Here is a 24,451-nt window from a genome sequence, read left to right as displayed (position 1 = left end):
GGTTTTCCGCTGGTCAGTTTTCTTTTAATGACTTAGACCCAGCCAGCACAACGAGATGATACACAACTCTTAAGTAACATTTTTACCCATCCTGAATAAAGAACTAACAATTTCCATAGTTAAACAAAATCTTTAATCAAATAATATATTAATCTTAACCTGTTATTTATAAATTATCTCTGAGTTAATCATTAATGACAAATTATGCATAATAGTTGATAAAAAATTGAGCTTTTAAATCAATACAGATGATGACATTTTAAAAATCATCCGATGCAATAGCAAAAGTATTAAATCCAATTATTATGAAAAATTACAAGCCTTTAGTAATCATCTTTGTATTACTTTTTACTGCCTGTTCAAACGATGAAGATGATCCAAACAATACTGCACCAGGTATCTTCTCTACTAACACTATAGAAACAAGATTTAACGGAGCAACTATTGAATGGACAGAGTCTAACGATCCTGATGGTGATGAAGTTTCTTATGCAATAATATTAGACGGACAAGAAATAGCTTCGGGAGGTACTTCCTTAAGTTACAGCTTTTCAGGTTTAGAGCCAGAAACACTTTATGAAGGTTATGTCGAAGCAAGAGATGGTAATGGCGGTACTTCACAAGCACCTTATTTTTTTACTACTCTGCCAGAAGTAATCATTTTTGAGGTAGACATACAATGTAGATGGTGGGAAGGTTCAGGTGGTTATGGCATTGTAAATTATTTTGAAATTAATGCCGTAGAGGATGCTGTTAGTTATTATGTTGAAATATTAGAATATAGTCCAGATCCTATACCTTCAAATGTTGGAAGAACATATTCATGGACACCCGATTCAGATTTACCTATTGGTAATAATGTTGGATCAGGCGCTAGTCATCTTACAGAATATACACCAGGTGTTTACCATGCTAACACCAGTACTGGAAGCGGTTCTTTAATTTATCTTGATGAGGCAATAGACAATTGTGAAGCCGTCACCGCAACAGCCAGAGTTACCATAATTATTGGCGAATAAAATTAAATTAAAGATCTTTCTTTAAGGGCTTTTTTAGGTAGATTTAAATTAATCTTCTTAAGAAAGCCTATTATAGTTTAACTACTTCTGTTTAAAAATTAAAAATGATTTGCCAAAAACGTATATAACCATTTGCTCGCTCTATGTGTATTTGGAAAATCCCAGTAAATGTCTTCTGCTTAGTTTTCTTTTGCTAAATTAGTGCTAGCCAACGCTACTAGTCTTACACAACACGTTACCTGTAAGCTGAACAAAAGGATGAGCGCCAAATACGATAACATAGGAGTTAATTACAACCTGACCCGAAAAGCAGACAAATATTTAACCAAACAATTACTTTCTCATTTACAGCCCATAAAAAACGGGACATATTTAGACATTGGTTGCGGAACAGGAAATTATACTAATGAACTTCAAAAAAACGGTTGTAATGTTATTGGAATTGATCCATCTAAACTGATGTTAGAAAAAGCAAAACTCCAAAATGATAAAATTGATTGGAGAATTGGTTCTGCAGAGAATACTGGACTTCCTGAAAACTTTGTAAATGGAATTATAGGCACTCTAACCATACATCATTGGAAGAATTTAAAAACCGCCTTCTCAGAGTTGAATAAAGTCTTGAAAACTAACGGTAGAATTGTGATTTTCACATCTACACCTGAACAAATGAAAGGATATTGGCTAAACCATTATTTTCCGAAAATGTTATCCGATTCAATAATTCAAATGCCTACAATGGCTAACGTCAAGAAAGCTATGAGAGATAGTGGAATCGAATATCTTGAATCCCATAAGTATTTCATAAAGTCTGACTTGGAAGACCAATTTTTGTATTGTGGCAAACAAAATCCTGAATTGTATTTTGATGAAAACATCAGAAACGGAATTTCTTCATTTTCATCATTATCAAATCGAACAGAAGTAACAAACGGTTTAATGAAATTGAGAAAAGATATTGATAATGGAAAAATTAAAGAAATAATAAAATCATACGAAAATGACTTTGGAGATTATTTATATTTAATAGGACAAAAGCCATCAAGATAAGAGCGTAAGTCATTAATTATTAGTTTAACACATACACCAATGTATATATTTAACTGCTAAGTTGCTTAAAAGCAATATTTTTTTATACTTTTATTTATATGTAAATAAAACTCGGAAAATTAGTCTGGTTCATCCTTACTCCTTCTCCAAAGCTTTTGCCTAACTTTAAGAGAATCAGGCAGCAAATTATACTCAAACTCATTATCCACCATATCAAAACAAAAACTATATCTTATGAAGAAAATTATCCTAACTGTTGTTATCGCTTTTATTTCTCATTTGTCAATAGGGCAAAATTTTGCTGAATTAAATAATTATGAATTTAAATCTGTAGAAAGCTACAAAACAGAAGAAAGTAAAGTATTACTCTGTGCTAATTATTTGTTTAATAATCCTGCTAATAAATCAGAATTAAATCGATTAATTTCCATTCAATATATAATGAAATGGATGATGGGAACACCTGACTACACTTTCGAAATTGGAGAAAAAGCCATGGAATTAACTAAAGGAAATGATGATTTACTTGGACTCTATATGGCTGCAATGTCTAAAGTTGTGATAGAAAGTAAAAGTGAAAAATTAGACAGTGAACAAATTTATAATCAAGCTGAAGATATTTTAGTGAATTACTGTTCTAATTCTGATAACAAAATGAAACCTTCAAAGAAAATTAAAAAAATACTCAAAAGTCGAAAGGATTAAATTAATTGATTTAAAAAACTTTCAAAATCGCATTGAAGCAAATCGGATTATAAATGATCTTAAAAAAACAATAGGTTTCGGAAAGAAGTCGTATCAAACAATTACAAGATTTACTTGAGGATATATATGTTATTGAAGAGAAAATAAATAAGGAAAGTACAACAATATGAAAAACTATGTTTTATTTTTTATACTCGTAGGATTTTTAAAATCCGGAATTGGTTATTCTCAAGATGTTAATGTGAAAATTGGAATTAAAGACAGTCTTCAATCAAAAATATTAAATGAGAATAGACCAATCATTGTATCGCTTCCAAAAGACTACGAGACATCTAACGAAACTTATCCTGTTCTCTTTTTGTTAGATGGAAGTGTAAATAATCTCATAGATGCTCGATTAATAATACATAATCTACGCTTAGAAATCATTATTGTAGCAATTACAAATACGGACCGAGACAGAGATATGATGCCAATTAGCAGACCATCATATGAAGTGGAGAATCCTAAAGCCGAAAATTTCATATCATTCCTTGAAACCGAATTAGTACCTTATATTGATAAAAAATATCGTACAAATGGCCAGAAAACTATTAGAGGCAGGTCTTTGAGCGGGTTATTTGTAATGTATGCCTTTTTATCAAAACCAGAATTGTTTGATAATTATATCGGAAATTGTGCTGGTTGGTTTGCTGATATGAACACCTATTTCAATAAACTAGCAGACAAATCTTTTCAAAACAAAGATAATTTAAAAGGAAAAAAAATATTTGTAGCAAACTCTTTAGCTGACCCATTAGACCCAAACAAAGAAATACACCAATCAATGGTTGATTTATTCAAGAGAATGAAATATGAGCTAGACAATCGAATAAAATTTGAATATAAGACTTACGAAAATGCTGGACACGTTCCCTATTCAAGTTTCTATGATGGAATGAAATTTATATTTGAGAAAGAATAAATAAAAAACTGCTGCAATAACGTGTATAACTTATTGCGATCGAATTCCTAATCAAACTCATTACAATTCGTTATCTTCGTTTTAGAGCGAAAATCATAGCTGATTTTCTGTAGCTATTCCTAATACAACACCTTGTGTATAATTATAAAGTTTAGCATTTATGAATTGTATTTAACAATAAAAAGATGAAAAGCATAAAAAAACAATGTGTAATTGCCATTTTGATCATTTCTTCATTATTCGTAAATGCCCAAACTCAGATAGGAAATGATATAGATGGTCTTTTATCAGGTGATCGATTTGGTACAGGTGTTAGCATATCATCCGATGGCAATATTGTTGCCATAGTCGGGTTCTCTGGTAATAATGGAGATGGTCGCATACGTGTGTTTCAAAATATTGAAGGCATTTGGACCTTATACGGCACCGACATCAATGGTGAGAATTTTGGTAGTATTGGAGCCTATAGCGTGAGTCTATCTGCCGATGGAAATACTATGGCATTTAGTTCGCTAGGCAATTTCGTAAGGATATATAGTTATAACAGCGACACAGGAATCTGGATACCAAAAGGCAATAACATTTCTAATAACACATCTGAAAGTAATTTTGGTAACAGTATCAAATTATCTGCCGATGGAAATACAATAGTTATAGGAGCAGTTTCTGCTCCAAATGTTCCAAATGATGGAGTTACACAAATCTTCCAATATGTAACCGACTCATGGAATCAAGTTGGCAGTGATATTAACGGATTAATCATGGCAGAACATTCGGGACGTAGTGTAGACATGTCGTCTGACGGAAGTATTGTTGCCATATTAAACAATGACTCAGCAAGAATTTATGAAAATGTATCTGGAACCTGGACATTATTGGGTAGTGAAATACCTATAGTAGGTAGCCAATTTCCTAATAGAGCAGTTAGTCTATCTTCAAATGGTCATATTTTGGCTATTGGTGAACCAGATTTTTCGGATAGTTTAATTCAAAGAGGACGTGTAAGAGTTTTTAGTTATGAATCGGAAAGCTGGAATCAAGTTGGAAGTCCAGTTATTGGTGAAGTAGCCCATTATAGAACTGGGTCGAGTGTAAGTTTGTCTTCAGATGGTCAAGTTTTAGCCATTGGAGAAATAGGCAGTACAAGTGGTTCAACAGATACAGGGCGTACGCGAATATTTAAAAATCAGAGTAATTCTTGGGTTCAGATTGGGAATGCTATCTTCGGTGAAGCAAGTTTAGATTATTCTGGAGAGAGCATTAGCTTGTCTTCAGATGCAAATACTCTAATAATAGGAGCAGATTTGAATGATGGTAATGGTGCTGATTCCGGACATGCAAGAGTATTTGATTTAAGTGCTTTATTGTCTGTTTCTGATTTTGCAAACTCAACAATAAGCTTGTTCCCTAATCCTGCTAGCGATCAATTCACTATTCAATTGTCTGAAGAACTAGAATTAGAGAATGTTAATATTTATAGTAGTTTAGGTAAATTGGTTAACTCTAGCAAAACTCATGTAATAAACACTTCAAAATTAACTTCAGGAATTTATGTTGTTGAAATTTATACCAATAAAGCAAAGATAACTAAGAAATTAGTAGTCAATTAATCTAAAAAATTAATAATAACACAAATCATTGATAGGAATTACCAAAAAGAAAATGGATCTCAAAAAAGTGACTTTAATACTTCTTTTCACTTTACATCTAATCTCTTGTAATTCAAAGGTAAATTCAGAAAAAAATAAAAGTAATGAACAAAATGAAGTTCAAGTTGAAAATGACTTTTGGTCAGATTCAAATCGGAAATATTTAAAAATAGATTCAACAGAATTTGAGATCGTAGCTGAAAAAAATAGATTGACTATAACTATGGAAAAAGAAGCTTCATTTGATAGTCAAATAAATAAATTAAAGACAGTAATCAATTCTATTAAATATAAAACGGATATGAATGAGCTAAAATCTGTTTTTATTTGGGCTGGTAATAATGAGCTTTTATCAAATATTTCCAAAGTCCCAGAAATTCAAGCAGAACTCAAAAGAAGTGAAGTTGAGAATGGAATAGTGAACTCAATGGGAATAGTTTCTAAGCATGCCTACAAAGCAAATCTTCTGAAAGAAATAACAGACTTATTTTCTGAATTTGACTTATCACCTTATAGGTATTACATAGATAAATGTCATGTCGATAAAAGAAAAGACAATTCAAAAAACTATGAGATAGCTTGTGCTTCTATAGTTTTTAAATTTAAAAAGAAAAGCCCTAAATAAATAGACTTATTATTAAGTTGATTAAGAGGATATTATTTACTTACTTTTATGTTTATGTTTGTTTTTAACTAATCAAAAACCTCAATATTTAAGTAGAAAAGAAAAAATAGAAAACTGGATATAACTACATGTATAGCCAATTTCAAACGTTGTCTATATTCAAAAACTCCAGCACATTCGTCTCTTGTTCGGCTTCTATTTACTAACTTAGTACTAGCCTATATAACTAACCACACTCGAATACATAGGTAACAAACTAAAAAAACCTAATAATATGAAAAAAACGATTCATATTTTAATTGTAATCTTAACGACAATTAGTTGCTCGGATTATAAATCTGACAAAAACACAACTAGTAAAATTGAGAGATTACAATCTGAAAATGATAGCTTAAAAAGCATACTAATCAAAGATAAGTCTGAAACGAAACAAGAAATTACTACGTTTCTTACATTTCAAAAGAGTAATGCAGAACAAGCAATGAATTTTTATGTGGAATTGTTCGCTAATTCCAAAATTATTGATGTACAGCGTTGGGGAAAAGAAGGACCCGTTGAAGAAGGAAAAATTATGCACGCTACATTTGATTTAAACGGAAACTTATTTATGTGCAGCGACAGTCCTCCCATTCACGATTGGGATTTCACACCAGCAGTTTCCAACTACATTGAATGCAAAAATGAAAGTGAGCTTGAAAATCTCTTTGAAAAACTATCGGAAAACGGAAAAGTAATGATGCCATTAAACAATTATGGTTTCAGTCAAAAATTTGGATTTGTAGAAGACAGATTTGGAGTTTCGTGGCAACTAAACTTAAAATAAGAACATTGCCAATTGGACTATTGAAGAATTAATAATTGAGTGCCACTATAAATAAAAGATAAAGTCGGTTGCCAATAAGTTTCAATAAGAAAGTAAAGTTCATTAGGACTGAATTCCTAATCGAAATTTAACGCAACCAAATAGGAGTTTATGCATCTATATATAAACAACAAAAATGAAACAAATAGTATTGACTTTAATTACAGTTGGAATTTTATGTTCTTGTAGTAAAAATGAAGACAAAAATTCGGAAACTGATTTAATAGGAAGTTGGAAATTAATTGAGGTTTTGGCTGACCCAGGAGATGGAAGCGGAACTTTTCAACCTGTTGAAAGCGAAAAAATAATTGAATTTACAAATAACGAAACTGTAACAACTAATAGTTCGTTATGTGAGCCTTACTCTGAAGAAATCATAACCTCTGGAAGCTTTAGTTTGAGTGACAATACAATATCAACAAACTGCCAAAATCCAAACATTGCAACACTATTTTTTGAACTGGAAGATGAATATCTAATTCTAAATTTCATTTCTAACGAAGGATATTCTCAAAAATTCCAAAAAATAAATTAAAAACAGAATATGAGCATATTCAAAACAAACAAAGCTCTAATCATAGTTGGAATTTTCACAATCTTGGTATATCAAAAATGTTATACTCAAATGACTACTATTGAACAAGATTCAATAGAAATTGAATTTGTAAAGAACAACAAATTAAAAAATAAGTATCCGAAAACTTACATTGGGACAATACTCAACGGCTTTAGAATTACTGTTTTAGAAGTGAACGTAAAAACTCTTGACCTTAAAAAAAGAAAATTTGACCCTAACAAATTTTATCTTGTTAGTGAAAAACCTGAATTTCAATATCGTCCTTTAGATATTTTTATAACTGAAAATAACAACGATTATTCCCGATTTGAATTAGTCACTAAAAAGAAACCAGAGCCATCGAGTAAAATGCAGGAAACATATAATCCAAATATTAAAGACACGTACTTGGACTACAAGATAGATGGTGTAAGCGGAATAATAATTCCTATAAATTTAGGTAGTCCCAAATTTCCAGATAAGCATGTATTTCACTTTAAGCCAAAAGTTATAAATGATAGCAAAATTCTTATCTATTTTTATATCTCATCAGACTTTATAAAAAGAGGAACATTATACTACGGAAATGAGGAAATTGCCAAAACAGACTTGAAATGATTACAAATAACAATTGTTTTTTTAGTAACTTAGAAACTAATAATCAATTAAATCATGACAACAAATAAAGCATGTATTATTCCTGTAATACAATATAAAAATGCAGAAGCAGCTATCGAATGGATTTGTAATTCTTTCGGATTTGAAAAGCGCCTTGTTGTCCCAGGAGAAGACCATACAATCATACATGCGCAACTAACGTATGGCAATTCAATGATTATGCTAAGTTCCGAAAACAACAACGAATACGGCAAATTGATAAAAACACCCAACTGTTTGAACGAAATTAACACGCAAGCACCTTACATAATTGTTGAAAAAATCGATGACCATTATAAAAATGCTGTTGCTAAAGGCGCAAAAATACTCTTAGAAATTAAGGATGAAGCATACGGTGGTCGTGGCTATACATGCAAAGATCTTGAAGGCCATATCTGGAGTTTTGGCTCATATAACCCTTGGAAATAACACAACGACAAAACCAGCTCAAAACTGCGTTTATAACTAATTACTTGGTCTTATAGCTTAGTTCTAGTCAACGCAGCTAAACATACACAAACATGTTCAGTACGATATTTAAATGACCATTAAAACTAGCAACTTTTTATTTTATAGCGGACTTCTTCTACTCGCAACTGGAGCTTTTGGACTGACTTTTGCTGCATTTTTTGCTATAATCGGACTACCAGTTTTTATAGTTGGAATTATTTTGATTTTAATTTCAAAAAAGGCTGGAAAACAAAAAATAGTACCTATTGGACTTTTCGTAATCGTAATAATTGCATATTGGCCAATATGGACAAATATTAATACTGTCGAACCAGAGACATTCTTAATACCTAATGATTATAGAGGAAGAGTTAATATAATTTATAAGAAAGATTGTGGAATATTACTCGAAAAAACGGATAACGGACTGACTTATAAAATACCTAATGATGGAATCTTATTGTTAAGTAATGAGCAAAAATATGGGTTTATCAATCATAAATATTACTTAGTTGACAAAGAGGGAAAGAAGACAGAACTACCAAAAATGGACATTAGAGATTTTAATGAAGACCATACTTTAGAAAAAAAACCAAATGAACCACCTAGAAACACATTAGGAGTCTTTCATTGGGGAAGAACAGGTAGTATAGGTAAAATGACTGATCAAAATGGAGAAGTTTCTAATAAAGATAACCTTTATACATTCAACGAATTTTATATTTCAACTTATAATGATTTAAAAGAAAAATTTAATTTCCGTTACGACCAAAAATTTGATTCAATTAGAAACATGAAGATAAAGAAATGCAAATAAAAACACAGTTCTCAACAACGTATATAACTAAATGCGTAGTCTGTGTCCTCTGAAAATCCTACAAGTCTTCCTTTGGTTCGGTTTTTTTATTAATTTAGTTGCTGGACCACATAATTAATTATAATTCTAAACCATTCAAAATATTAAACATGAAAGTTACAACCGAAAAAAACGAAAAGGTCGCAAGTATGATATTTGCATCCATTTATCCTCTATATTTGAACAGGCTAGAGAAAAATGGTAGAACAAAAGATGAACTCAACCAGGTCATAGAATGGTTTACTGGTTTTGATAATAATGAGCTACAAACACTTATTGAAGAGAAAGTCACCTTTGGAACTTTTTTTCAAAAAGCTAAAATACATCCAAATGCACACTTAATTAAAGGAGTGGTTTGTGGTTATCGAATTGAAGATATAGAGGATGAATTTGAATTGTATAAACAATGTAGACGTATGGAAAAACTAATCGATGAATTAGCCAGAGGTCGAAAAATGGAAAAAATTCTTCGTGAAGAAAAAAAGTAAGATTGGTATTTTGTTACCTATAATTACTAACCACATAAAACACTTTTCAACTATATGAAATACCACTTATTTTTATCATCACTATTGTTAGTATCATTAAGTTTCGGACAAGAACTGACTTGTGAAGATTTCAAAAAAGGTGAATTTGTAATGAATACTTTTAGTTCGCCAGTATTAGAATGGGATATGACTCGTGATGGAAATAAACAAGTCGAAACCATAAAGGAGTTACCTGAAGAATTTCAGGGCATCGGTTATCCAATGGACCCCAAAACATTGAGAATTGAATGGATAGACGATTGTACTTACAAATTATTCGCAGATGATGCAAACGGAGAACTTGACTCAATATCTCAACTCATAAATGATTCTGGAGGCATACATACTGAACTAATTAAAATTGAAGGCAAGTGCTTTTACTACAAATCTATTTTTATAATTGAAGGAGAAGAAATTGTTTCAGAAGGTAAACTTTGTAAGAAATAACAAACTGTAAATACTCTCAAATCATAACTCACGTATCAGGTATAAGCAATAACAATGGAAGAACAGTTTGTAGAAGAAAAAACATTTGAAAGAAAAGACTTTTCTCAAACTGATATTGAAAAAGGAGAATACGACTTGTGTGTGTTTATAAACTGTAATTTTTCGAATTCTGACTTATCAAAAATTAGGTTTATCGACTGTGAATTCTACGACTGTAATTTGAGTACAGCTAATATATTTCAAAGTGGTTTCCAAAATGTACTTTTTAAAGATTGTAAGATGTTAGGCTTACAGTTTGATAAATGTAGTGGATTTGCATTCTCAATACAGGTTGATAACTGCCAATTAAATCATTCGTCATTTTATAAACGAAAACTTTCAAAAACTGTATTTAAAAAATCTAAGCTCAGAGAAGTCGATTTTACGGAATGTGATTTGAGTGCATCCATTTTTGACGATTGTGACTTGCTACATGCTACATTTAACAACACGAACTTACAAAATGCTGATTTCAGAAACTCTACTAACTTTATAATTGACCCGGAAAACAATAAAATTAAAGGCGCAAAATTCACCTTAGAAACTGTTATTGGCCTTTTAACAAAATACAATATCAAAATAGAACCAAGCATTTAGAAACTGGTCAATGACTATCATTACTTATGAAATTAAAACTATTAGCTTTCTTATTGGGTATTTTAAGCGCTTGTACATCTCCAGATAAAAACAAAGTTCATGAAAGCATTGAAAAACAAACAAACAATAGTTTTAATAGCTTGGTTGAAATAAGAAGAGATTTCCACGAATATCCCGAATTAGCTGGTAACGAAAAACGAACGTCCAAAATCATTGCCGAGCATTTATTGAAATTAGGACTGGAAGTTAAAACTGATATTGCTGGTTATGGCGTGATTGGCATCTTAAAAGGAAAAAAAGAAGGGAAACATATTGCCTGGAGAGCAGATATGGATGCTCTACCAAATAATTTTCCTGAAGAAGTCTCCTATAAATCGAAAAATGAAAACATTCAACATGGCTGTGGTCACGATGTTCATATGGCAATCGGACTCGGAATAGCTGAAGTACTATCTAAACACAAAGAGTCAATTAACGGTACCGTATATTTTATCTTTCAACCAGAAGAGGAAACCTTTGTTGGTGCTAAGAATATGGTAAATAGTAGTTTGTTTTCTGAAATAACTATTGATGAAATATATGCATTACACATAACTGCCCTACCAGTAGGCAAGATTATGGTTAAACCTAACGAACTGTATGCGTATCAAAAAGGGATACAAATCAAATTCAATACTAACATTGCTAAAGAAAATACCGAACTTCTATACGACCAAATAAGACGTGGCATTCTACGACAAAAAGACGGCGTCAACCCTTGGGACATCTCAAAGGCTTTTGATTCTGAAATAGGATTGACTAACCCAAATACGATCTTTAAAGATTATCGTTTTTTGGAAGAAAATTTCATAATCGAAGAGCTCAACAACCAAACTGTTATAAAAACGTATGCTTATGAAACTGATAAGTCAAATTTACCAAATATGTTACCTGACATTGAGCAAATAATTAGAAAAACGGACTATAAAGACAATTTCATTTCTACATCATTTATTCAAGAAAATCCAACAGTAATGAATGATGAGTATTTAACTAAAAATGCTATCACCACATTAACTACAATTTTTGGTCGAGAATCGCTTATGATGAATTATGGACAAATTCCATACTTTAACGATGATTTTATTTACTTCCAACAACGCATACCTGGTGTATACTTTTTATTTGGCGGTTCAAATCATGAAAAAGGAATTGATGCTATGAATCATTCACCTAACTTTAAAGTTGATGAAGAAAGTATAAGAATTGGAGTAAAATCGTTTGCTTCTTTGATTTTAGAACGTACAAACAACAAGTAAAGTACAGTACACAGCATTAGGTTTTACTAATTTAGAGATGAAAGAGGCTATACCGCTTCGTCCCTAACCTTTCGTTATTTTAGGAAGGCTCTATAATTCCGGTTTGTTTTACTAACTTTAGCCAACCAATACATCAAGATTATACACAAATCAACTAGCTAACAAATGAAAAACTTACTTGTACTACTATTAATTTTTGTTTCAACATTAAGTTTTGGTCAAGAGATTGAAGGCGAAAAATTATGGAGAACCAAAGGCGTTTATGACTCTTTAGGAAACTTTATTGAGCGCGCTAAAATTCAGAGTTTTCTTTTTAGTACAGCATCTGGTCAATTGTATAGACTGAGTAATCAGGATAAAATGAATATGGAAACTGGTGAAACTAAAGTTTTTGTTTATCGTGATACTTTAAACCTTACACCTCTGAGCGATAACATGTATAAACTTAATGATAAGGAAACATTGACAATCCATACAAACGATTCATTAACCATACAGTTTAACGGATTTACTTTACCTTATGTTAAACTCAATTTGAAACCAGACACAATCAATTTGAAGACCTTAAAATCTGAATTAATTAACACTCCTGTCATTGAGTCTGTAGAGAATATTAAAAAATACCTGTTTACTTATCAGGATAATAATTTAGTAAAAGTTAAGCCGCTTGAAAGAGACTCTGAATGGGAATCTGATTATAAAATTATTGATTTTAACGGATTTATAATTATCCAAGGAATCGTTTCTGCTCCAAAACTTTTAACAAAATCTGAAAAAGGAAAGATACATTTTATAGAAATAGACTACCGTTTTGAAAATAAAAATGGAGCGTTAATTATTCATTAAAACACAAGCATATCTCCATAACCATGACCTCAGCTATTACCATAAGAACAATCTTGAAAAATGACTTAAAAACTATTTTTCAACTGGAAGAAGAAGCTTTTAAGCCAATGCACTATCCATTGTTTGTACTCAGACAATTTTATGATATAGCTCATGATCTCTTTTTGGTAGCCGTAGACGAGCACAATCAAATAAAAGGATATGGCTTTGGAGGCATAGATTGTGATAATAAAATAGGTTGGATTTTTGCTCTAGCAGTAACCAAATCAGAACAAAAGAAAAAAATTGGTCAACGCATCACCCATCAATTGCTAACAGTTTTCAAAAGTAAAAACATTAACAAAATCCAGTTGACAACTACACCTGATAATAGCCCAGCCATCAATTTATATGAAAAACTAGGGTTTGAAAAAAATTCAGAAGTTATGGATTATTACTGTGATGATTCACCGCGAATCCTGATGAAATTAGACAACTCGTAAACACATTCACTTCTTCTGAGCATAACAGTCATCAGACTCAATAGGCTTACTGAAATTTTAGCAGATTTTCTATTCGTTAATTAATTCACTAAATTAGTAGTTAAACTTCCAAACGGTATCATATACTACAGAACATGAAGAAACTGCTGACCATTCTTTTATTTATTTTTTTGACTTTTTATACTTACGGACAAGAGCGACGAGTTGTATCTACTATTGATTCAACTAAAACACCCAAATTGGTTCTCATACAAGAGTTGACCGTAAAATCACCAATCGATTCGGTTTGGAAAGCCTATACCACAAAAAAAGGATGGGAAAATTGGGCTGTGCCATTGGCTGAAATTGATTTAAAAGTTGGTGGATATATTAAAACAAACTACAACGAACAAGGAAAAATTGGAGATAGCACCACAATTGTAACTCATATTATTAATTATGTTCCTAAAAAGATACTGACGCTTCAAGCAGAACTAACTGATAATTTTCCAGAATTCATGAAAGATGACGCCAAGGATTTTTATAATGTCATTTACTTTGATGAGCTAGAGAATGGAAATACAAATATCAAATCATTCGGAATCGGTTATAAAAACACACCAAAATATCTTTCGTTAATGAATTATTTTATTCCTGCTAACGAAAGGATACTAATGAATTTAATTTCCTACTTGGAAAAGGATTAACTTATAACAGTGAGTAACCACGATTATAATCGATTGCATGATATAGGTGCAATCATAAGGTCTTAAAATTAGGTCAGAATATGAACCGTGAAATGATAGACATAAACGATTGTACCATTTTATTGGAAGAAGCTTCTACCAATAACACCTTGGTCGATTCGTGCTTTTTTGACGAACCCGTCATAGCTATCGCTTTTTATAGTGCTGGAGATGTTGGTTTAACTGTAAAATACAAAGATAAAACAAGAGAGTTTCACCACACCAAAGGCATGGTACTTTCCTTTTATGCTGATGAACATGTTGAATTTGAGCATCATGTCTCAGATCAAAAACCCTTGCAATGCCTGGTCATTGCTACTACAATTAAAAACTTAGATAACTTACCCAATGGTGAAGGCCAATATTTAGAACAATTTCTATCTCAGCTGGTACATCCTAAAGATCATTATGTCGAAGGACCAATATTTAAAATGACCCCTGAAATGTTTCTGTTAGTAGAGCAGTTTTTCAATAATACATATGAAGGCGGAATTAAAATGATGTTCTATAAAAGTCATATGACAGCATTGCTTTCACATTACTTTGGAGAATTAGCTAAGCAGAAAACAACTAAAATTGACACTCAACTTCTTGAAAAGATTAATCTGGCACAATCTATTTTAGTTTCTGATTTAGAAAATCCTCCTTCCTTAACCGAACTAGCTCATAAAATTGGAACCAATATCAACAAACTAAAAAAAGAATTCAAAGCGCAATTTGGTGTGCCTGTTTTTAAATACCTGCAAAACGAACGTTTAAAAAAAGCTTACAACTTGATTAAAAACGAACAAAAATCCATTCAGGAAGCTGCTTGGGCTGTAGGTTATGATAGTCTGGGCTCCTTCTCCAACGCCTTTGAAAAAAAGTTTGGCTACAGACCAAGTCAAGTATAAATGCCTTTCGAATAAATCATAATGCTTTCTAAATAAGCCACTGCTGTACAATCACTATAGATTTGTATCATAATTAAAAACCAAAGATTATGATTAACAGTAGAGTATTTAGCCTTATATGTGCCATTTTAGTTTGGGTTTTAGGCGTTAGTTTTTACCTCAGCTCGTTTAAATTTTCAATTTTAGAAAGCCCAGAGCAACAAGCCAATATTGCAATAGCTTTAGCTATTATTCCAAGTGCCTGTTTAGGAACATATTTGTTTTACAAAAAAGCAACAATGAAACCTGCATCGCTTGCACTAACATTTGTCATTGTAGCAACTTTATTAGACGCATTAATTACAGTTCCCGTATTTGTAATTCCTAATGGTGGTAGTCATGCTTCGTTTTTCAAAGACCCAATGTTTTACACCATTATCGTCGAATTTTACTTTTTGGTATTCTATTTCGGAACACATCTAACACAAAACATTAAAGCATGAAAACCGTTGTCCTTTTCATTACTGTAGTATTAAATGCGCTTTCTGTAGGATTCTTCTTTGCATGGTCATTTTCCGTTATTCTGGGAACAAAAAAAGTTGCAAACATTACCTACTTAGAAACCATGCAGAGCATTAACAAAGAAATCTTAAATCCTGTATTTTTTATAGTTTTCTTCGGAAGCCTAATCGCCTTGATTTTAAATGCCTATCTACAGTATTCTAATAAAACAGTGTTTTACTTGGTCTTGGCATCAGCCATCGTATATCTCGTTGGAACCTTTGGTATTACTGCCTTCGGAAATGTGCCTTTAAATAACCAATTGGAAGTTTTAAATATTAATCAACTCAGTGTATTGGAATTGAAGGATTTCAGAATCTATTATGAAAATTCCTGGAACCAATACCATAACCTAAGAACAATGTCAAGTATGATCTCATTTATTTTATTACTCATTTCAATAATCATTCAAAAATCAATTTAAAAAACGAACAGTTATGAACTCAAACATTTTAATCATTGGCGGAACAGGTAAAACTGGTCGCCGAGTTGTCACACAACTACAGAACAAAGGCATCGAACCTAGAATTGGTTCAAGACAAGCAACACCTGGTTTCGACTGGGAAAATAAAGACACTTGGGTAGATGCCTTAAATGGTATCGAAAAACTATACGTTACATTTTATCCAGACTTAGCTGTTCCGGGTGCTAAAGAAGCCATTGAAAGCTTAACATATCTAGCGAAAGAATTAGGCGTAAAAAAAATTGTGCTGCTTTCTGGAAAAGGCGAAACCGAAGCTGAGGCTTGTGAAAAAATTGTAATGAACTCAGGCGTAAACTACACTATTGTAAGAGCGTCCTGGTTTAACCAGAACTGGAGCGAGAGTTTCTTTTTAGATCCTATTCTCTCTGGAGAAGTTGCTTTGCCGATGTCTGATGTTTTAATCCCCTTTGTTGATGCAGACGATATTGCTGAAGTTGCAGCTATAGCTTTACTGGACGACACATATAATGGTCAAGTCTTAGAACTTACTGGTCCGGAATTAATCACTTTTAAAGACATTATCAATACCATTTCAAAAGTAAGCAACAGGCCTCTGAATTTTCACAACATTTCGCTACCACAGTATGTTGAAGGCATGAAACAAATGCAAATACCTGATGATGTCATTTGGTTAATTGAATATTTATTCAGTCATGTATTGACCAATCCAGACAATCAAAAGATTAGCAATACCATTGAAAACGTGTTAGGCAGAAAAGCAAAAACATTTTTAGAATACGCCGAAGACACAGCTAAAACTGGTATTTGGAGTTAGTTATCAATCCATACCATAATAGACCTTAAAGTTTTTTTTCGACTCGTTTTCTTTTACTAATTTTAGATTAGCCAAACTAATCTTTGTATACTGCGCTTTTCTATAATTAAATGAACGGACACGACTTCTTCTTCGGACTATTAATGATTTTTCTAATATCGGCTCCAATCTATATCTTTAGGTATTGGAAGAAAGAAAATAATCTATCCGCTTTAGATATTATAAAAATCATTTGGAGAAAATTTCATTTGTTTTTCATTGTTATACTATGGATGTTTATTAGTGACCTTATAATTCCTTTAAATAAAAATCATGGTATAGACTTTAATTCTGAGCGCCAAAAATTAGGCATTCCAATTATTGAAAAAGATTGGGTACTAAGCACATCTGAATCCAGTCAATTTGAAACCTATTGGTGGAAACCAGAGCCTAGAATTGGACATTTTAAAAAAGTAATCAAATACGGAATTCTGAATATAAAATCTGAAACCGATTATTATATGAATAAAACTAATACAGGCATTTATTTATGTTCTATCTATGATTTCGGGAATAAAAATTTCGAATATTTTATTGAAAAACCTAACGATAAACTTATTTCAAAAACAGAATCAGGACGTCTAAAATTTGAAAAGCCAACACGAATAGAAAAAATAGATCTATCGGAATTTGAACAATTCATTCAAGATACAATAGAAATTAAAACCAGCCACTAATTGTATTATTTCAATTCATCTCCTTAAGACTTGAGGAAAAACATTAAGGAGGCATTCTGGTTCAATTTCTTTTGTTAACTTTAGTCCGCAACATCAGCATTTAATCTTATAATTAGACTTAAAAGCTAAAACCGACAAAAGCTAACACCTATCAACTTATGAAAACCTATTATACTTTACTCATAACAATTTTTGTTTTTTTCAACGGATATTGTCAAACTCCTGATGACTTTATTCTAACGTATGAGGTTGATAATACTACTGGACTCCATGTACAGTATCCCTTTTTTGGTTCAAATTTCACGATAGATTTAGGCGACGGAAACACCTTAACTGATGATGATGTTAATGTCACAGGCATACACCATACTTACGACGCTCCAGGAGTGTATACAATAATAGTTAATGGAGATATCACTAGTGTTAATTATGATGGTGGTTTTGGATATAGTATGAACGAAAAAGTAAAATCTATTGAACAATGGGGAACTGCACAATGGACCACTATGGAAAATGCGTTTCAAGGACTATATGATCTCGTTGTTAATGCAACCGACGTACCAGACTTAAGTCTGGTGACTAATATGAGTAACATGTTTAATGGTGCACAGTCATTTAACTCTCCTGTTAATAACTGGGATGTATCTAACGTTACTAATATGAACGGATTATTCTATGAAGCCTTTGCTTTTAATCAGCCTTTAAATAACTGGGATGTATCAAACGTAACTGATATGGGAGGTATGTTTAGCAGAGCCCTTCAGTTTAATCAAAACATTAATAATTGGAATGTCTCTAATGTGACGAATATGGTTGGAATGTTTGGTTGTTTTCCAGAAGATAACAGTAGTTTTAATCAGCCGTTAAATGACTGGGATGTGTCTAGTGTAACAGATATGTATTGGATGTTTCGCAATGCCATAGCTTTTAATCAACCTTTAAATAATTGGGAAACTACTAATGTAGCCGAAATGGGATTCATGTTTATTAATGCCAGTTCCTTTAATCAAAACATAAATGATTGGGATGTGTCTAATACAATTTCCCTGAGAGGCATGTTTAATAACGCAACTTCATTTGATCAACCTTTAAATGATTGGGATATATCAAATACTGAAGACATTAGAAACATGTTTAACGGAGCCTCTTCATTTAATCAGCCGCTGGATAATTGGGATACCACAAATGTAATTTTTATGAAAGGATTATTTCACGATGCCACCGCATTTAATCAAGATATTTCAAGTTGGGATTTTAGCTCTGTAATTGATTTTAACAACGGGTCTACAGCAGAATCCTTTGTAGGTTATACAGCAATGGATACTACTAATTATGACGCCTTATTATTAGCCTTAGCTCAATCTGGCTTACAAAATAAAGTACTTCAGGCCTATGACATTGCGTATTGTGATACAGCCGTAAGATCTTACCTAGAAAATGAAGCTAACTGGTGGATTATTGGAGACCAGCTAGGTAGTGACTGTATTGATTATTCCATTTCTGGTTCTGTACGTTTTGATCAGGATAATAATGGTTGTGACATGAATGACTTACCTGTAAATGGTCTGATTATAAGTGCAATTAACAACAATTTTGAATATGGAACTATTGCTCTAGGAGATACATATACTTTAGAGGCAACCGAAGGAATTTTTGATGTTAGTGGTACTTTAAGTTCAAATTATTTCGATATAACTCCGGTTAATACATCAATTACACTTGATAATACAAACCCAGCTGCTGTAGTCGATTTTTGCTTAACAGCTAACCAGTCTGTTAATGATTTAGTGACTACTATAATTCCTTTAAGTCAAGCGCGTCCTGGATTTGAATCGGAATATCAGCTTGCTGTTCAAAATACAGGGACCGAAACTATTAATAATGCCTCAGCGACCTTTAATTTTGACGACTTAAAATTAAGTTTTATTAGCTCAATACCTGTCGAGAACAGCAGTACTGGCAATTCGTTAAGTTATGACCTTGGTACCATACAACCCTTTGAAACAATAACTGTAGACATCACCATGCAAGTGTTCACTCCTCCTACAGTAAACAGTGACGATATATTAAATTTTACTGCAATTGCCAATCCTGAAATCAATGATGAAACACCTGACAATAATGCCTATAGCTTATCTCAAATTGTTGTCAATTCTTATGATCCCAATGACAAACAAGTAATGCAAGGTGATGCTATATATGAAGAAGAGATAAGTCAATATTTAGATTATATCGTTAGGTTTCAAAATACGGGAACAGCAAGTGCTATAAATGTTAGAATTCTTGATGTACTTGACGATAAACTCAATACTGCAACATTACTACCTGTAAGTTCAAGTCATCCATATTCAGTGCAAATCTCTAATAACAATGAGGTTGAATTCATATTTAATAACATCAATTTACCTGACCAAACAACCAACGAAGAAGACAGTAATGGCTACATTGCTTTTAAGATTAAGCCCAATAACAATGTTCAAATTGGAGATATCATTACTGGTAGTGCCAATATTTATTTTGATTATAATGCTCCGATTATTACAAATACTGTTCAAACTGAAATATTAGAAACCTTGAGCATTTCTGAAATTTCAAACCCTTCAAACTTGGTCAAAATACACCCTAACCCATCAAATGGAATTTTGAATATATCAGTAAACGAAGGTGCTGAAATTGAAAATCTAAGCATATACAATCTCCAGGGTATGCAAGTTCTCAATTTTAATTATAGTCAAAATGTTTTAGACATGTCGTCTTTGATGGCAGGTATTTATTTTATTGAAATTTCAACAAGCAAAGGGCTTTTGATTCAAAAATGGATTAAAAAATAGAGACTACAGGTGTTTAACTTTAGTATTGATTAAATGGTCTTAGCAGTGATTCAGATTATAACTGTATTAGCTGTTTTTACAATCTTCTAAACCCCATTTATCTAGACTCCTTAAAATCCCCTCAAGCGATTGTCCTCTGGAGGTTAATCCATATTCTACTTTAGGAGGAACTACAGGAAATATCGTTCTTGTAATAAGTCCGTCTTTCTCTAAATCTCGTACCGTCTGAGTGAACATTTTATTAGAAATTTCTGGAATTTTCTTTTGCAATGCACCAGAGCGCAATTCGCCTTCCAACAAATGAAATAATAGTAAAGGTTTCCATTTGGTACCTATTAAATTCATTGTATAATGCAACGGACAATTATTTTCTTTATTCAAAACAATATTTTATTATACTGATTATTAACAATTTACTCGTTTGGGTAACTATATAACTATTTGGTAAGTTATTGTCCATAAAGCAAATATAAACTAATTTTGACATCTAAAATAGAACTTATGACAACTCAAAAAAATTATCCAAAATCATTTTCACATATCGGACTGACCGTACCAAATATCAAAGAAGCCGTAAAATTCTATTCAGAAGTCATGGGTTGGTACATCATTATGGAACCTTCCGTAGTTAAAAAGGAAAAAGAAACAGCTATTGGTCAAATGTGTATAGACGTTTTCGGAGACGACTGGACCGAATTTGAAATTGCGCATTTAGCAACTTCAGATGGTATTGGCGTTGAATTATTTTCTTTCCCAAACGGGATTAAAGAAGCACCTGAATTTAATCCTTTCAACACAGGTCTCTTTCATTTTTGCGTACAAGACCCAAATATTGAAGAACTTATAGATAAGATTTTGGCCTATGGAGGAAAACAAAGAATGCCAATTAGATCCTACTATCCCAATGATAAACCGTTCAAAATGTGTTATGTTGAAGACCCATTCGGGATTGTATTTGAAATCTATACCCACAGTTATGAACTCACTTATTCCTCTGGCGCTTATTCTAAATAAAAAAATAGTTATTGCCTCTGTATAAAATACTTCGAGCGACTAGATACAAATTTGTGTGTCTTGGATGGTTCATTCAGAAAATCTCATAAATGTATATCAGATTCGTTTGCTTTTATTAATTTAGTTTTCACCAATATTTAACAACATCCTTTTATCTGAAAATTAACCTAATTCAAAATATGAAAGAAAAACAATCTTGGTCTGAGAAACCAATTCCAAATCTAATCATATCCATCATCGGAATTATTTTTATCGCCTTTGCATTAGCAAATCTTTTAGGCTTTGTAAAAGATCCCATAGAAAACACATCTAGCATAATCGGGATAGCATTTGGCCTGATTTTAATGTATCCAATGTTTAAGAAAAAAACTAAAAACAATTGAGAAGAAATTTCGCCTTATTAAGCCTTATCTTCATTTTATGTTCTTGTAATAAGAACACAAAACAATCCAAAGAAGACCGCTATTTGAATGCATCCTATAAAACACAAAAAAGCAAAGGTATTCTTCCTGAACATTCTGAAGAGTTTGACAGTCTAACAAACATTTACTCAAACTTTAAGTATCACATTTCTTTTGATGCACCAGACCATTGGAACACCGATTACGGAACAGCAAAACACACGATTTTTAGAGGAAATGACCCTGAGCTGGCACTGACATTTTCTATCGTTGTTGTCGATTTAAAAACGGAACAAACGCATCCAACAAATGCCTGGGAATTTTATCTCAAGAACAAGAAAAAACAAGATGCAGAACTAAAAAATAAGGTTAGAACACAGTTCAACTCTGAACTACAAAACTACGAAGCAACTAAAGGTTACATTAGAAATTTTGTTTCTGCTAAACATTCTTATGATGTTTTAGTTCGAAGCACTGATTTAGAATATGTAAATCACGTTATAAATCATCAAATATACCGAGGCAACTATATTTACACAGTAACAGCCCAAATGCCTAAAATAGTTTATGATGAACAACCTGACTATTTTGAACGTCTATTTAATTTAGTTTCGTTTTTACCCAATTCAGAACAATAAAGATGAATTGGTATATTGAAATTTTGAAAATATAATACTAAAAAGTGTCATTATGCTAACTGAAATACATCCTAAATTACCAATGCGTAATAAATCTATAACTAAAGCGTATTATATTAATCAACTAGGGTTTCAAAACATAGGCGATTATGAAGACTATTTAATGGTCAAAAAAGACAATATAGAACTTCATTTTTTTCAATTTACAGAGCTTAATCCACACGAAAATTATGGACAGGTTTACATTAGAACGAATACAATTGATGCGCTTTATAAGTCATTACTGGATAAGAATATCAAAATTCATCCAAACGGCACACTAGAGAGTAAGCCTTGGGGACAAAAGGAGTTTGCCTTACTTGATCCAGATCATAATCTATTAACCTTTGGTCAATCTATTTAAGTAAAACATTATAATTCATGTCTGTCTTTTCATTTAATCATATAGCACTTTCAGTTAAAGACGTTAATGCGTCTACCGAATTTTATCAAAAGGTATTTCAATTGAAAGAAATTAAGAATACGGCTTCCGACTCAAAAACCAGGTGGTTGTCATTAGGTGAAGGCAAGCAACTTCATCTCATTCCCAGGCCTAATGCTGAAATAAAAACCAATAAAGCGGTGCATTTTGCTTTAACAACACGAGATTTTAGTTCCTTTATTGAACATCTTCACGCTTTAAAAATAGAGTATTCCGATTGGCTCAACACTCCAAATAAAGACTATATCAGAAAAGATGGTATTAAACAAGTTTACTTTCAAGACCCAAATGGTTACTGGATAGAAGTAAATGATGCTATTTTATATAACTAATAGTAGACATCGCTTTTAGATTATCTGTAATTAGACCTAAAGAACTAACAATCTATAAATAAAAGCATTGAAATCATTATATTGAAGCTAAAAATAAAATGCAAAAGACAACCTTAACATTACTAATAACTATGTTTTCTTTTTTTTCTAACGGACAGTCAGATTTGGAGAATAGATTTTCTGAAGCAAATTCTGATATGAACTTGAGAAATATGTACCAAAGAATTATTTGGAATATGCAACCAACCAACGAATACCTTTTTGACCAAAACAAAGGAGAAGTTAGGTACATTGTAGATGAAAAAGGATATGAAGTTGTAATAAAACCTAAGGTTTTAGGAACGTTTAATCTTGACGACAAAACATTTTTATGGTCTGATAAAAACCCTTCGATTCATAGCAAACTAAATGATAAAGTTCATGCATTTAGAAACACACTGCCGAAAAAGTACAGAAAAAACAAGTTTAAATCAACTACAGATTTCAGCAAAAATCTTTTATCACTTTTTAGCTTTCAATTAAACGCAAATGGCTTTGACTCTAAACGTCAGGGCAATGCCATTATATATTATGCCTTATTAGAAGTTCATATTTTTAAAAATAATGAGGAAATTTTAGTCCTTCAGCCTAAAAGTCATATTACAGTTCGAGAAGAACAAAATAGCATTGATTTAATTAAAGAATTTCACAATGAAAAACTAAAAATCAATAAACTTCATAATGAAAATGTAATAGACACCGACGAAGCTTTTAAAAACATTAAAGAGGTTCATCTGCAATACTGGTTAAATGAAGATTCGTATTTCTACCCTGCTTTATCATGGCCTTGCGATTTTGATGAAAAATCAGTACTTGAATGGAAAACATTTTCAACAAACGATAATAGGCTTTTTGTCATGTACACTACAGACTTGGGTTGGACCACCGAAAGTTATGCCTACGAAATTAATACTGAAGCCAAAGGCAAGAAAGCCATAATTTATGAATATTAA

At 31.9% G+C, this 24,451-nt stretch carries 31 protein-coding genes; 30 read left to right on the top strand and 1 reads right to left on the bottom strand.

What is annotated here, in order from left to right:
* Positions 1-305: 305 nt before the first annotated feature.
* The 24 genes from H7350_RS14340 (at position 306) to H7350_RS14225 (ending at position 20,593) form a co-directional block, all read left to right on the top strand.
* Positions 306-1,019, top strand: a complete 714-nt coding sequence (locus tag H7350_RS14340) for a fibronectin type III domain-containing protein (RefSeq protein ID WP_204346611.1) — start codon at positions 306-308, stop codon at positions 1,017-1,019.
* A 258-nt stretch (positions 1,020-1,277) separates the two neighbouring features.
* Positions 1,278-2,069, top strand: coding sequence for a class I SAM-dependent methyltransferase (locus H7350_RS14335; protein ID WP_204346610.1), 792 nt, complete (start codon positions 1,278-1,280; stop codon positions 2,067-2,069).
* A 234-nt stretch (positions 2,070-2,303) separates the two neighbouring features.
* Positions 2,304-2,774: a hypothetical protein gene (locus tag H7350_RS14330; RefSeq protein ID WP_204346609.1), complete on the top strand. Its 471-nt coding sequence runs from the start codon at positions 2,304-2,306 to the stop codon at positions 2,772-2,774.
* A 166-nt stretch (positions 2,775-2,940) separates the two neighbouring features.
* Positions 2,941-3,738 (top strand): alpha/beta hydrolase, encoded by a 798-nt coding sequence (locus H7350_RS14325; protein ID WP_204346608.1) that lies wholly within the window; start codon positions 2,941-2,943, stop codon positions 3,736-3,738.
* A gap of 185 nt (positions 3,739-3,923) precedes the next feature.
* Positions 3,924-5,348, top strand: coding sequence for a T9SS type A sorting domain-containing protein (locus H7350_RS14320; protein ID WP_204346607.1), 1,425 nt, complete (start codon positions 3,924-3,926; stop codon positions 5,346-5,348).
* 28 nt (positions 5,349-5,376) lie between these two features.
* Positions 5,377-6,012: a hypothetical protein gene (locus tag H7350_RS14315; protein ID WP_204346606.1), complete on the top strand. Its 636-nt coding sequence runs from the start codon at positions 5,377-5,379 to the stop codon at positions 6,010-6,012.
* A gap of 274 nt (positions 6,013-6,286) precedes the next feature.
* Positions 6,287-6,835, top strand: a complete 549-nt coding sequence (locus tag H7350_RS14310; protein WP_204346605.1) for a VOC family protein — start codon at positions 6,287-6,289, stop codon at positions 6,833-6,835.
* 175 nt (positions 6,836-7,010) lie between these two features.
* Positions 7,011-7,409 (top strand): lipocalin family protein, encoded by a 399-nt coding sequence (locus H7350_RS14305; protein WP_204346604.1) that lies wholly within the window; start codon positions 7,011-7,013, stop codon positions 7,407-7,409.
* A gap of 9 nt (positions 7,410-7,418) precedes the next feature.
* Positions 7,419-8,048 carry a hypothetical protein gene (locus H7350_RS14300; protein WP_204346603.1) on the top strand — a complete coding sequence of 210 codons (630 nt, stop codon included), beginning with the start codon at positions 7,419-7,421 and terminating at the stop codon, positions 8,046-8,048.
* A 54-nt stretch (positions 8,049-8,102) separates the two neighbouring features.
* Positions 8,103-8,516: a VOC family protein gene (locus H7350_RS14295; protein WP_204346602.1), complete on the top strand. Its 414-nt coding sequence runs from the start codon at positions 8,103-8,105 to the stop codon at positions 8,514-8,516.
* A 112-nt stretch (positions 8,517-8,628) separates the two neighbouring features.
* Positions 8,629-9,354: a DUF6843 domain-containing protein gene (locus H7350_RS14290; protein ID WP_204346601.1), complete on the top strand. Its 726-nt coding sequence runs from the start codon at positions 8,629-8,631 to the stop codon at positions 9,352-9,354.
* A gap of 149 nt (positions 9,355-9,503) precedes the next feature.
* Positions 9,504-9,881, top strand: coding sequence for a DUF2200 domain-containing protein (locus H7350_RS14285; RefSeq protein ID WP_204346600.1), 378 nt, complete (start codon positions 9,504-9,506; stop codon positions 9,879-9,881).
* Between the two features lie 54 nt (positions 9,882-9,935).
* The gene (locus H7350_RS14280) at positions 9,936-10,367 is read left to right on the top strand and encodes a hypothetical protein (RefSeq protein ID WP_204346599.1); all 432 of its coding nucleotides are present in this window, start codon (positions 9,936-9,938) and stop codon (positions 10,365-10,367) included.
* Between the two features lie 54 nt (positions 10,368-10,421).
* Positions 10,422-11,003 (top strand): pentapeptide repeat-containing protein, encoded by a 582-nt coding sequence (locus tag H7350_RS14275; RefSeq protein ID WP_204346598.1) that lies wholly within the window; start codon positions 10,422-10,424, stop codon positions 11,001-11,003.
* 26 nt (positions 11,004-11,029) lie between these two features.
* A complete protein-coding gene (locus tag H7350_RS14270; protein ID WP_204346597.1) occupies positions 11,030-12,301 on the top strand; it encodes a M20 metallopeptidase family protein in 1,272 nt (423 codons plus the stop codon).
* A gap of 165 nt (positions 12,302-12,466) precedes the next feature.
* Positions 12,467-13,147: a hypothetical protein gene (locus tag H7350_RS14265; protein WP_204346596.1), complete on the top strand. Its 681-nt coding sequence runs from the start codon at positions 12,467-12,469 to the stop codon at positions 13,145-13,147.
* A gap of 23 nt (positions 13,148-13,170) precedes the next feature.
* Entirely contained in the window at positions 13,171-13,629 is a 459-nt protein-coding gene (locus H7350_RS14260) for a GNAT family N-acetyltransferase (protein ID WP_204346595.1), read from the top strand.
* A gap of 134 nt (positions 13,630-13,763) precedes the next feature.
* Complete coding sequence (locus H7350_RS14255) at positions 13,764-14,315, top strand: SRPBCC domain-containing protein (RefSeq protein ID WP_204346594.1); 552 nt, start codon at positions 13,764-13,766, stop codon at positions 14,313-14,315.
* Positions 14,316-14,407: 92 nt separating this feature from the next.
* Positions 14,408-15,247 (top strand): helix-turn-helix domain-containing protein, encoded by an 840-nt coding sequence (locus H7350_RS14250; protein WP_235989362.1) that lies wholly within the window; start codon positions 14,408-14,410, stop codon positions 15,245-15,247.
* 89 nt (positions 15,248-15,336) lie between these two features.
* A complete protein-coding gene (locus H7350_RS14245) occupies positions 15,337-15,729 on the top strand; it encodes a DUF5367 family protein (protein WP_204346592.1) in 393 nt (130 codons plus the stop codon).
* Positions 15,726-16,211 (top strand): anthrone oxygenase family protein, encoded by a 486-nt coding sequence (locus tag H7350_RS14240; protein WP_204346591.1) that lies wholly within the window; start codon positions 15,726-15,728, stop codon positions 16,209-16,211. The genes H7350_RS14245 and H7350_RS14240 overlap by 4 nt, the downstream gene beginning before the upstream one ends.
* Before the next feature lie 13 nt (positions 16,212-16,224).
* Complete coding sequence (locus H7350_RS14235; protein WP_204346590.1) at positions 16,225-17,046, top strand: SDR family oxidoreductase; 822 nt, start codon at positions 16,225-16,227, stop codon at positions 17,044-17,046.
* Between the two features lie 110 nt (positions 17,047-17,156).
* The gene (locus H7350_RS14230) at positions 17,157-17,762 is read left to right on the top strand and encodes a hypothetical protein (protein WP_204346589.1); all 606 of its coding nucleotides are present in this window, start codon (positions 17,157-17,159) and stop codon (positions 17,760-17,762) included.
* 158 nt (positions 17,763-17,920) lie between these two features.
* The gene (locus H7350_RS14225) at positions 17,921-20,593 is read left to right on the top strand and encodes a BspA family leucine-rich repeat surface protein (RefSeq protein WP_204346588.1); all 2,673 of its coding nucleotides are present in this window, start codon (positions 17,921-17,923) and stop codon (positions 20,591-20,593) included.
* A gap of 66 nt (positions 20,594-20,659) precedes the next feature.
* On the opposite strand, the gene H7350_RS14220 is transcribed toward H7350_RS14225, so the two are convergent.
* A complete protein-coding gene (locus tag H7350_RS14220; protein WP_204346697.1) occupies positions 20,660-20,938 on the bottom strand; it encodes a winged helix-turn-helix transcriptional regulator in 279 nt (92 codons plus the stop codon).
* Between the two features lie 156 nt (positions 20,939-21,094).
* Between H7350_RS14220 and H7350_RS14215 the strand changes: the two genes are divergently transcribed.
* From H7350_RS14215 to H7350_RS14190, 6 genes are all read left to right on the top strand, one after another.
* Positions 21,095-21,607, top strand: a complete 513-nt coding sequence (locus H7350_RS14215) for a VOC family protein (RefSeq protein ID WP_204346587.1) — start codon at positions 21,095-21,097, stop codon at positions 21,605-21,607.
* A 179-nt stretch (positions 21,608-21,786) separates the two neighbouring features.
* On the top strand, positions 21,787-21,990 hold the full coding sequence (locus tag H7350_RS14210; protein WP_204346586.1) for a hypothetical protein: 204 nt from the start codon (positions 21,787-21,789) through the stop codon (positions 21,988-21,990).
* A complete protein-coding gene (locus H7350_RS14205; RefSeq protein WP_204346585.1) occupies positions 21,987-22,646 on the top strand; it encodes a hypothetical protein in 660 nt (219 codons plus the stop codon). The genes H7350_RS14210 and H7350_RS14205 overlap by 4 nt, the downstream gene beginning before the upstream one ends.
* A gap of 52 nt (positions 22,647-22,698) precedes the next feature.
* Complete coding sequence (locus H7350_RS14200; RefSeq protein WP_204346584.1) at positions 22,699-23,049, top strand: bleomycin resistance protein; 351 nt, start codon at positions 22,699-22,701, stop codon at positions 23,047-23,049.
* Between the two features lie 17 nt (positions 23,050-23,066).
* Complete coding sequence (locus H7350_RS14195; protein ID WP_204346583.1) at positions 23,067-23,459, top strand: VOC family protein; 393 nt, start codon at positions 23,067-23,069, stop codon at positions 23,457-23,459.
* A gap of 131 nt (positions 23,460-23,590) precedes the next feature.
* Complete coding sequence (locus tag H7350_RS14190) at positions 23,591-24,451, top strand: DUF6882 domain-containing protein (RefSeq protein ID WP_204346582.1); 861 nt, start codon at positions 23,591-23,593, stop codon at positions 24,449-24,451.

The sequence above is a fragment of the Psychroserpens algicola genome, assembly GCF_014526325.1.
GTDB classification, from domain to species: Bacteria; Bacteroidota; Bacteroidia; order Flavobacteriales; family Flavobacteriaceae; genus Psychroserpens; species Psychroserpens algicola.
Note: the sequence above shows the minus strand (reverse complement) of the source record. Positions and strands in the feature narration are given on the sequence as shown.

What these genes read in the sequence shown, in the direction of transcription:
- H7350_RS14210 (WP_204346586.1), top strand. Translation starts at nt 21,787, where the DNA reads ATGAAAGAAAAACAATCTTGGTCTGAGAAACCAATTCCAAATCTAATC.
- H7350_RS14265 (WP_204346596.1), top strand. Translation starts at nt 12,467, where the DNA reads ATGAAAAACTTACTTGTACTACTATTAATTTTTGTTTCAACATTAAGT.
- H7350_RS14190 (WP_204346582.1), top strand. Translation starts at nt 23,591, where the DNA reads ATGTTTTCTTTTTTTTCTAACGGACAGTCAGATTTGGAGAATAGATTT.
- H7350_RS14285 (WP_204346600.1), top strand. Translation starts at nt 9,504, where the DNA reads ATGAAAGTTACAACCGAAAAAAACGAAAAGGTCGCAAGTATGATATTT.
- H7350_RS14200 (WP_204346584.1), top strand. Translation starts at nt 22,699, where the DNA reads ATGCTAACTGAAATACATCCTAAATTACCAATGCGTAATAAATCTATA.
- H7350_RS14320 (WP_204346607.1), top strand. Translation starts at nt 3,924, where the DNA reads ATGAAAAGCATAAAAAAACAATGTGTAATTGCCATTTTGATCATTTCT.
- H7350_RS14250 (WP_235989362.1), top strand. Translation starts at nt 14,408, where the DNA reads ATGATAGACATAAACGATTGTACCATTTTATTGGAAGAAGCTTCTACC.
- H7350_RS14220 (WP_204346697.1), bottom strand. Translation starts at nt 20,938, where the DNA reads ATGAATTTAATAGGTACCAAATGGAAACCTTTACTATTATTTCATTTG.
- H7350_RS14235 (WP_204346590.1), top strand. Translation starts at nt 16,225, where the DNA reads ATGAACTCAAACATTTTAATCATTGGCGGAACAGGTAAAACTGGTCGC.
- H7350_RS14275 (WP_204346598.1), top strand. Translation starts at nt 10,422, where the DNA reads ATGGAAGAACAGTTTGTAGAAGAAAAAACATTTGAAAGAAAAGACTTT.
- H7350_RS14255 (WP_204346594.1), top strand. Translation starts at nt 13,764, where the DNA reads ATGAAGAAACTGCTGACCATTCTTTTATTTATTTTTTTGACTTTTTAT.
- H7350_RS14295 (WP_204346602.1), top strand. Translation starts at nt 8,103, where the DNA reads ATGACAACAAATAAAGCATGTATTATTCCTGTAATACAATATAAAAAT.
- H7350_RS14245 (WP_204346592.1), top strand. Translation starts at nt 15,337, where the DNA reads ATGATTAACAGTAGAGTATTTAGCCTTATATGTGCCATTTTAGTTTGG.
- H7350_RS14310 (WP_204346605.1), top strand. Translation starts at nt 6,287, where the DNA reads ATGAAAAAAACGATTCATATTTTAATTGTAATCTTAACGACAATTAGT.
- H7350_RS14330 (WP_204346609.1), top strand. Translation starts at nt 2,304, where the DNA reads ATGAAGAAAATTATCCTAACTGTTGTTATCGCTTTTATTTCTCATTTG.
- H7350_RS14215 (WP_204346587.1), top strand. Translation starts at nt 21,095, where the DNA reads ATGACAACTCAAAAAAATTATCCAAAATCATTTTCACATATCGGACTG.
- H7350_RS14225 (WP_204346588.1), top strand. Translation starts at nt 17,921, where the DNA reads ATGAAAACCTATTATACTTTACTCATAACAATTTTTGTTTTTTTCAAC.
- H7350_RS14195 (WP_204346583.1), top strand. Translation starts at nt 23,067, where the DNA reads ATGTCTGTCTTTTCATTTAATCATATAGCACTTTCAGTTAAAGACGTT.
- H7350_RS14230 (WP_204346589.1), top strand. Translation starts at nt 17,157, where the DNA reads ATGAACGGACACGACTTCTTCTTCGGACTATTAATGATTTTTCTAATA.
- H7350_RS14280 (WP_204346599.1), top strand. Translation starts at nt 9,936, where the DNA reads ATGAAATACCACTTATTTTTATCATCACTATTGTTAGTATCATTAAGT.
- H7350_RS14240 (WP_204346591.1), top strand. Translation starts at nt 15,726, where the DNA reads ATGAAAACCGTTGTCCTTTTCATTACTGTAGTATTAAATGCGCTTTCT.
- H7350_RS14305 (WP_204346604.1), top strand. Translation starts at nt 7,011, where the DNA reads ATGAAACAAATAGTATTGACTTTAATTACAGTTGGAATTTTATGTTCT.
- H7350_RS14340 (WP_204346611.1), top strand. Translation starts at nt 306, where the DNA reads ATGAAAAATTACAAGCCTTTAGTAATCATCTTTGTATTACTTTTTACT.
- H7350_RS14335 (WP_204346610.1), top strand. Translation starts at nt 1,278, where the DNA reads ATGAGCGCCAAATACGATAACATAGGAGTTAATTACAACCTGACCCGA.
- H7350_RS14260 (WP_204346595.1), top strand. Translation starts at nt 13,171, where the DNA reads ATGACCTCAGCTATTACCATAAGAACAATCTTGAAAAATGACTTAAAA.
- H7350_RS14270 (WP_204346597.1), top strand. Translation starts at nt 11,030, where the DNA reads ATGAAATTAAAACTATTAGCTTTCTTATTGGGTATTTTAAGCGCTTGT.
- H7350_RS14290 (WP_204346601.1), top strand. Translation starts at nt 8,629, where the DNA reads ATGACCATTAAAACTAGCAACTTTTTATTTTATAGCGGACTTCTTCTA.
- H7350_RS14325 (WP_204346608.1), top strand. Translation starts at nt 2,941, where the DNA reads ATGAAAAACTATGTTTTATTTTTTATACTCGTAGGATTTTTAAAATCC.
- H7350_RS14300 (WP_204346603.1), top strand. Translation starts at nt 7,419, where the DNA reads ATGAGCATATTCAAAACAAACAAAGCTCTAATCATAGTTGGAATTTTC.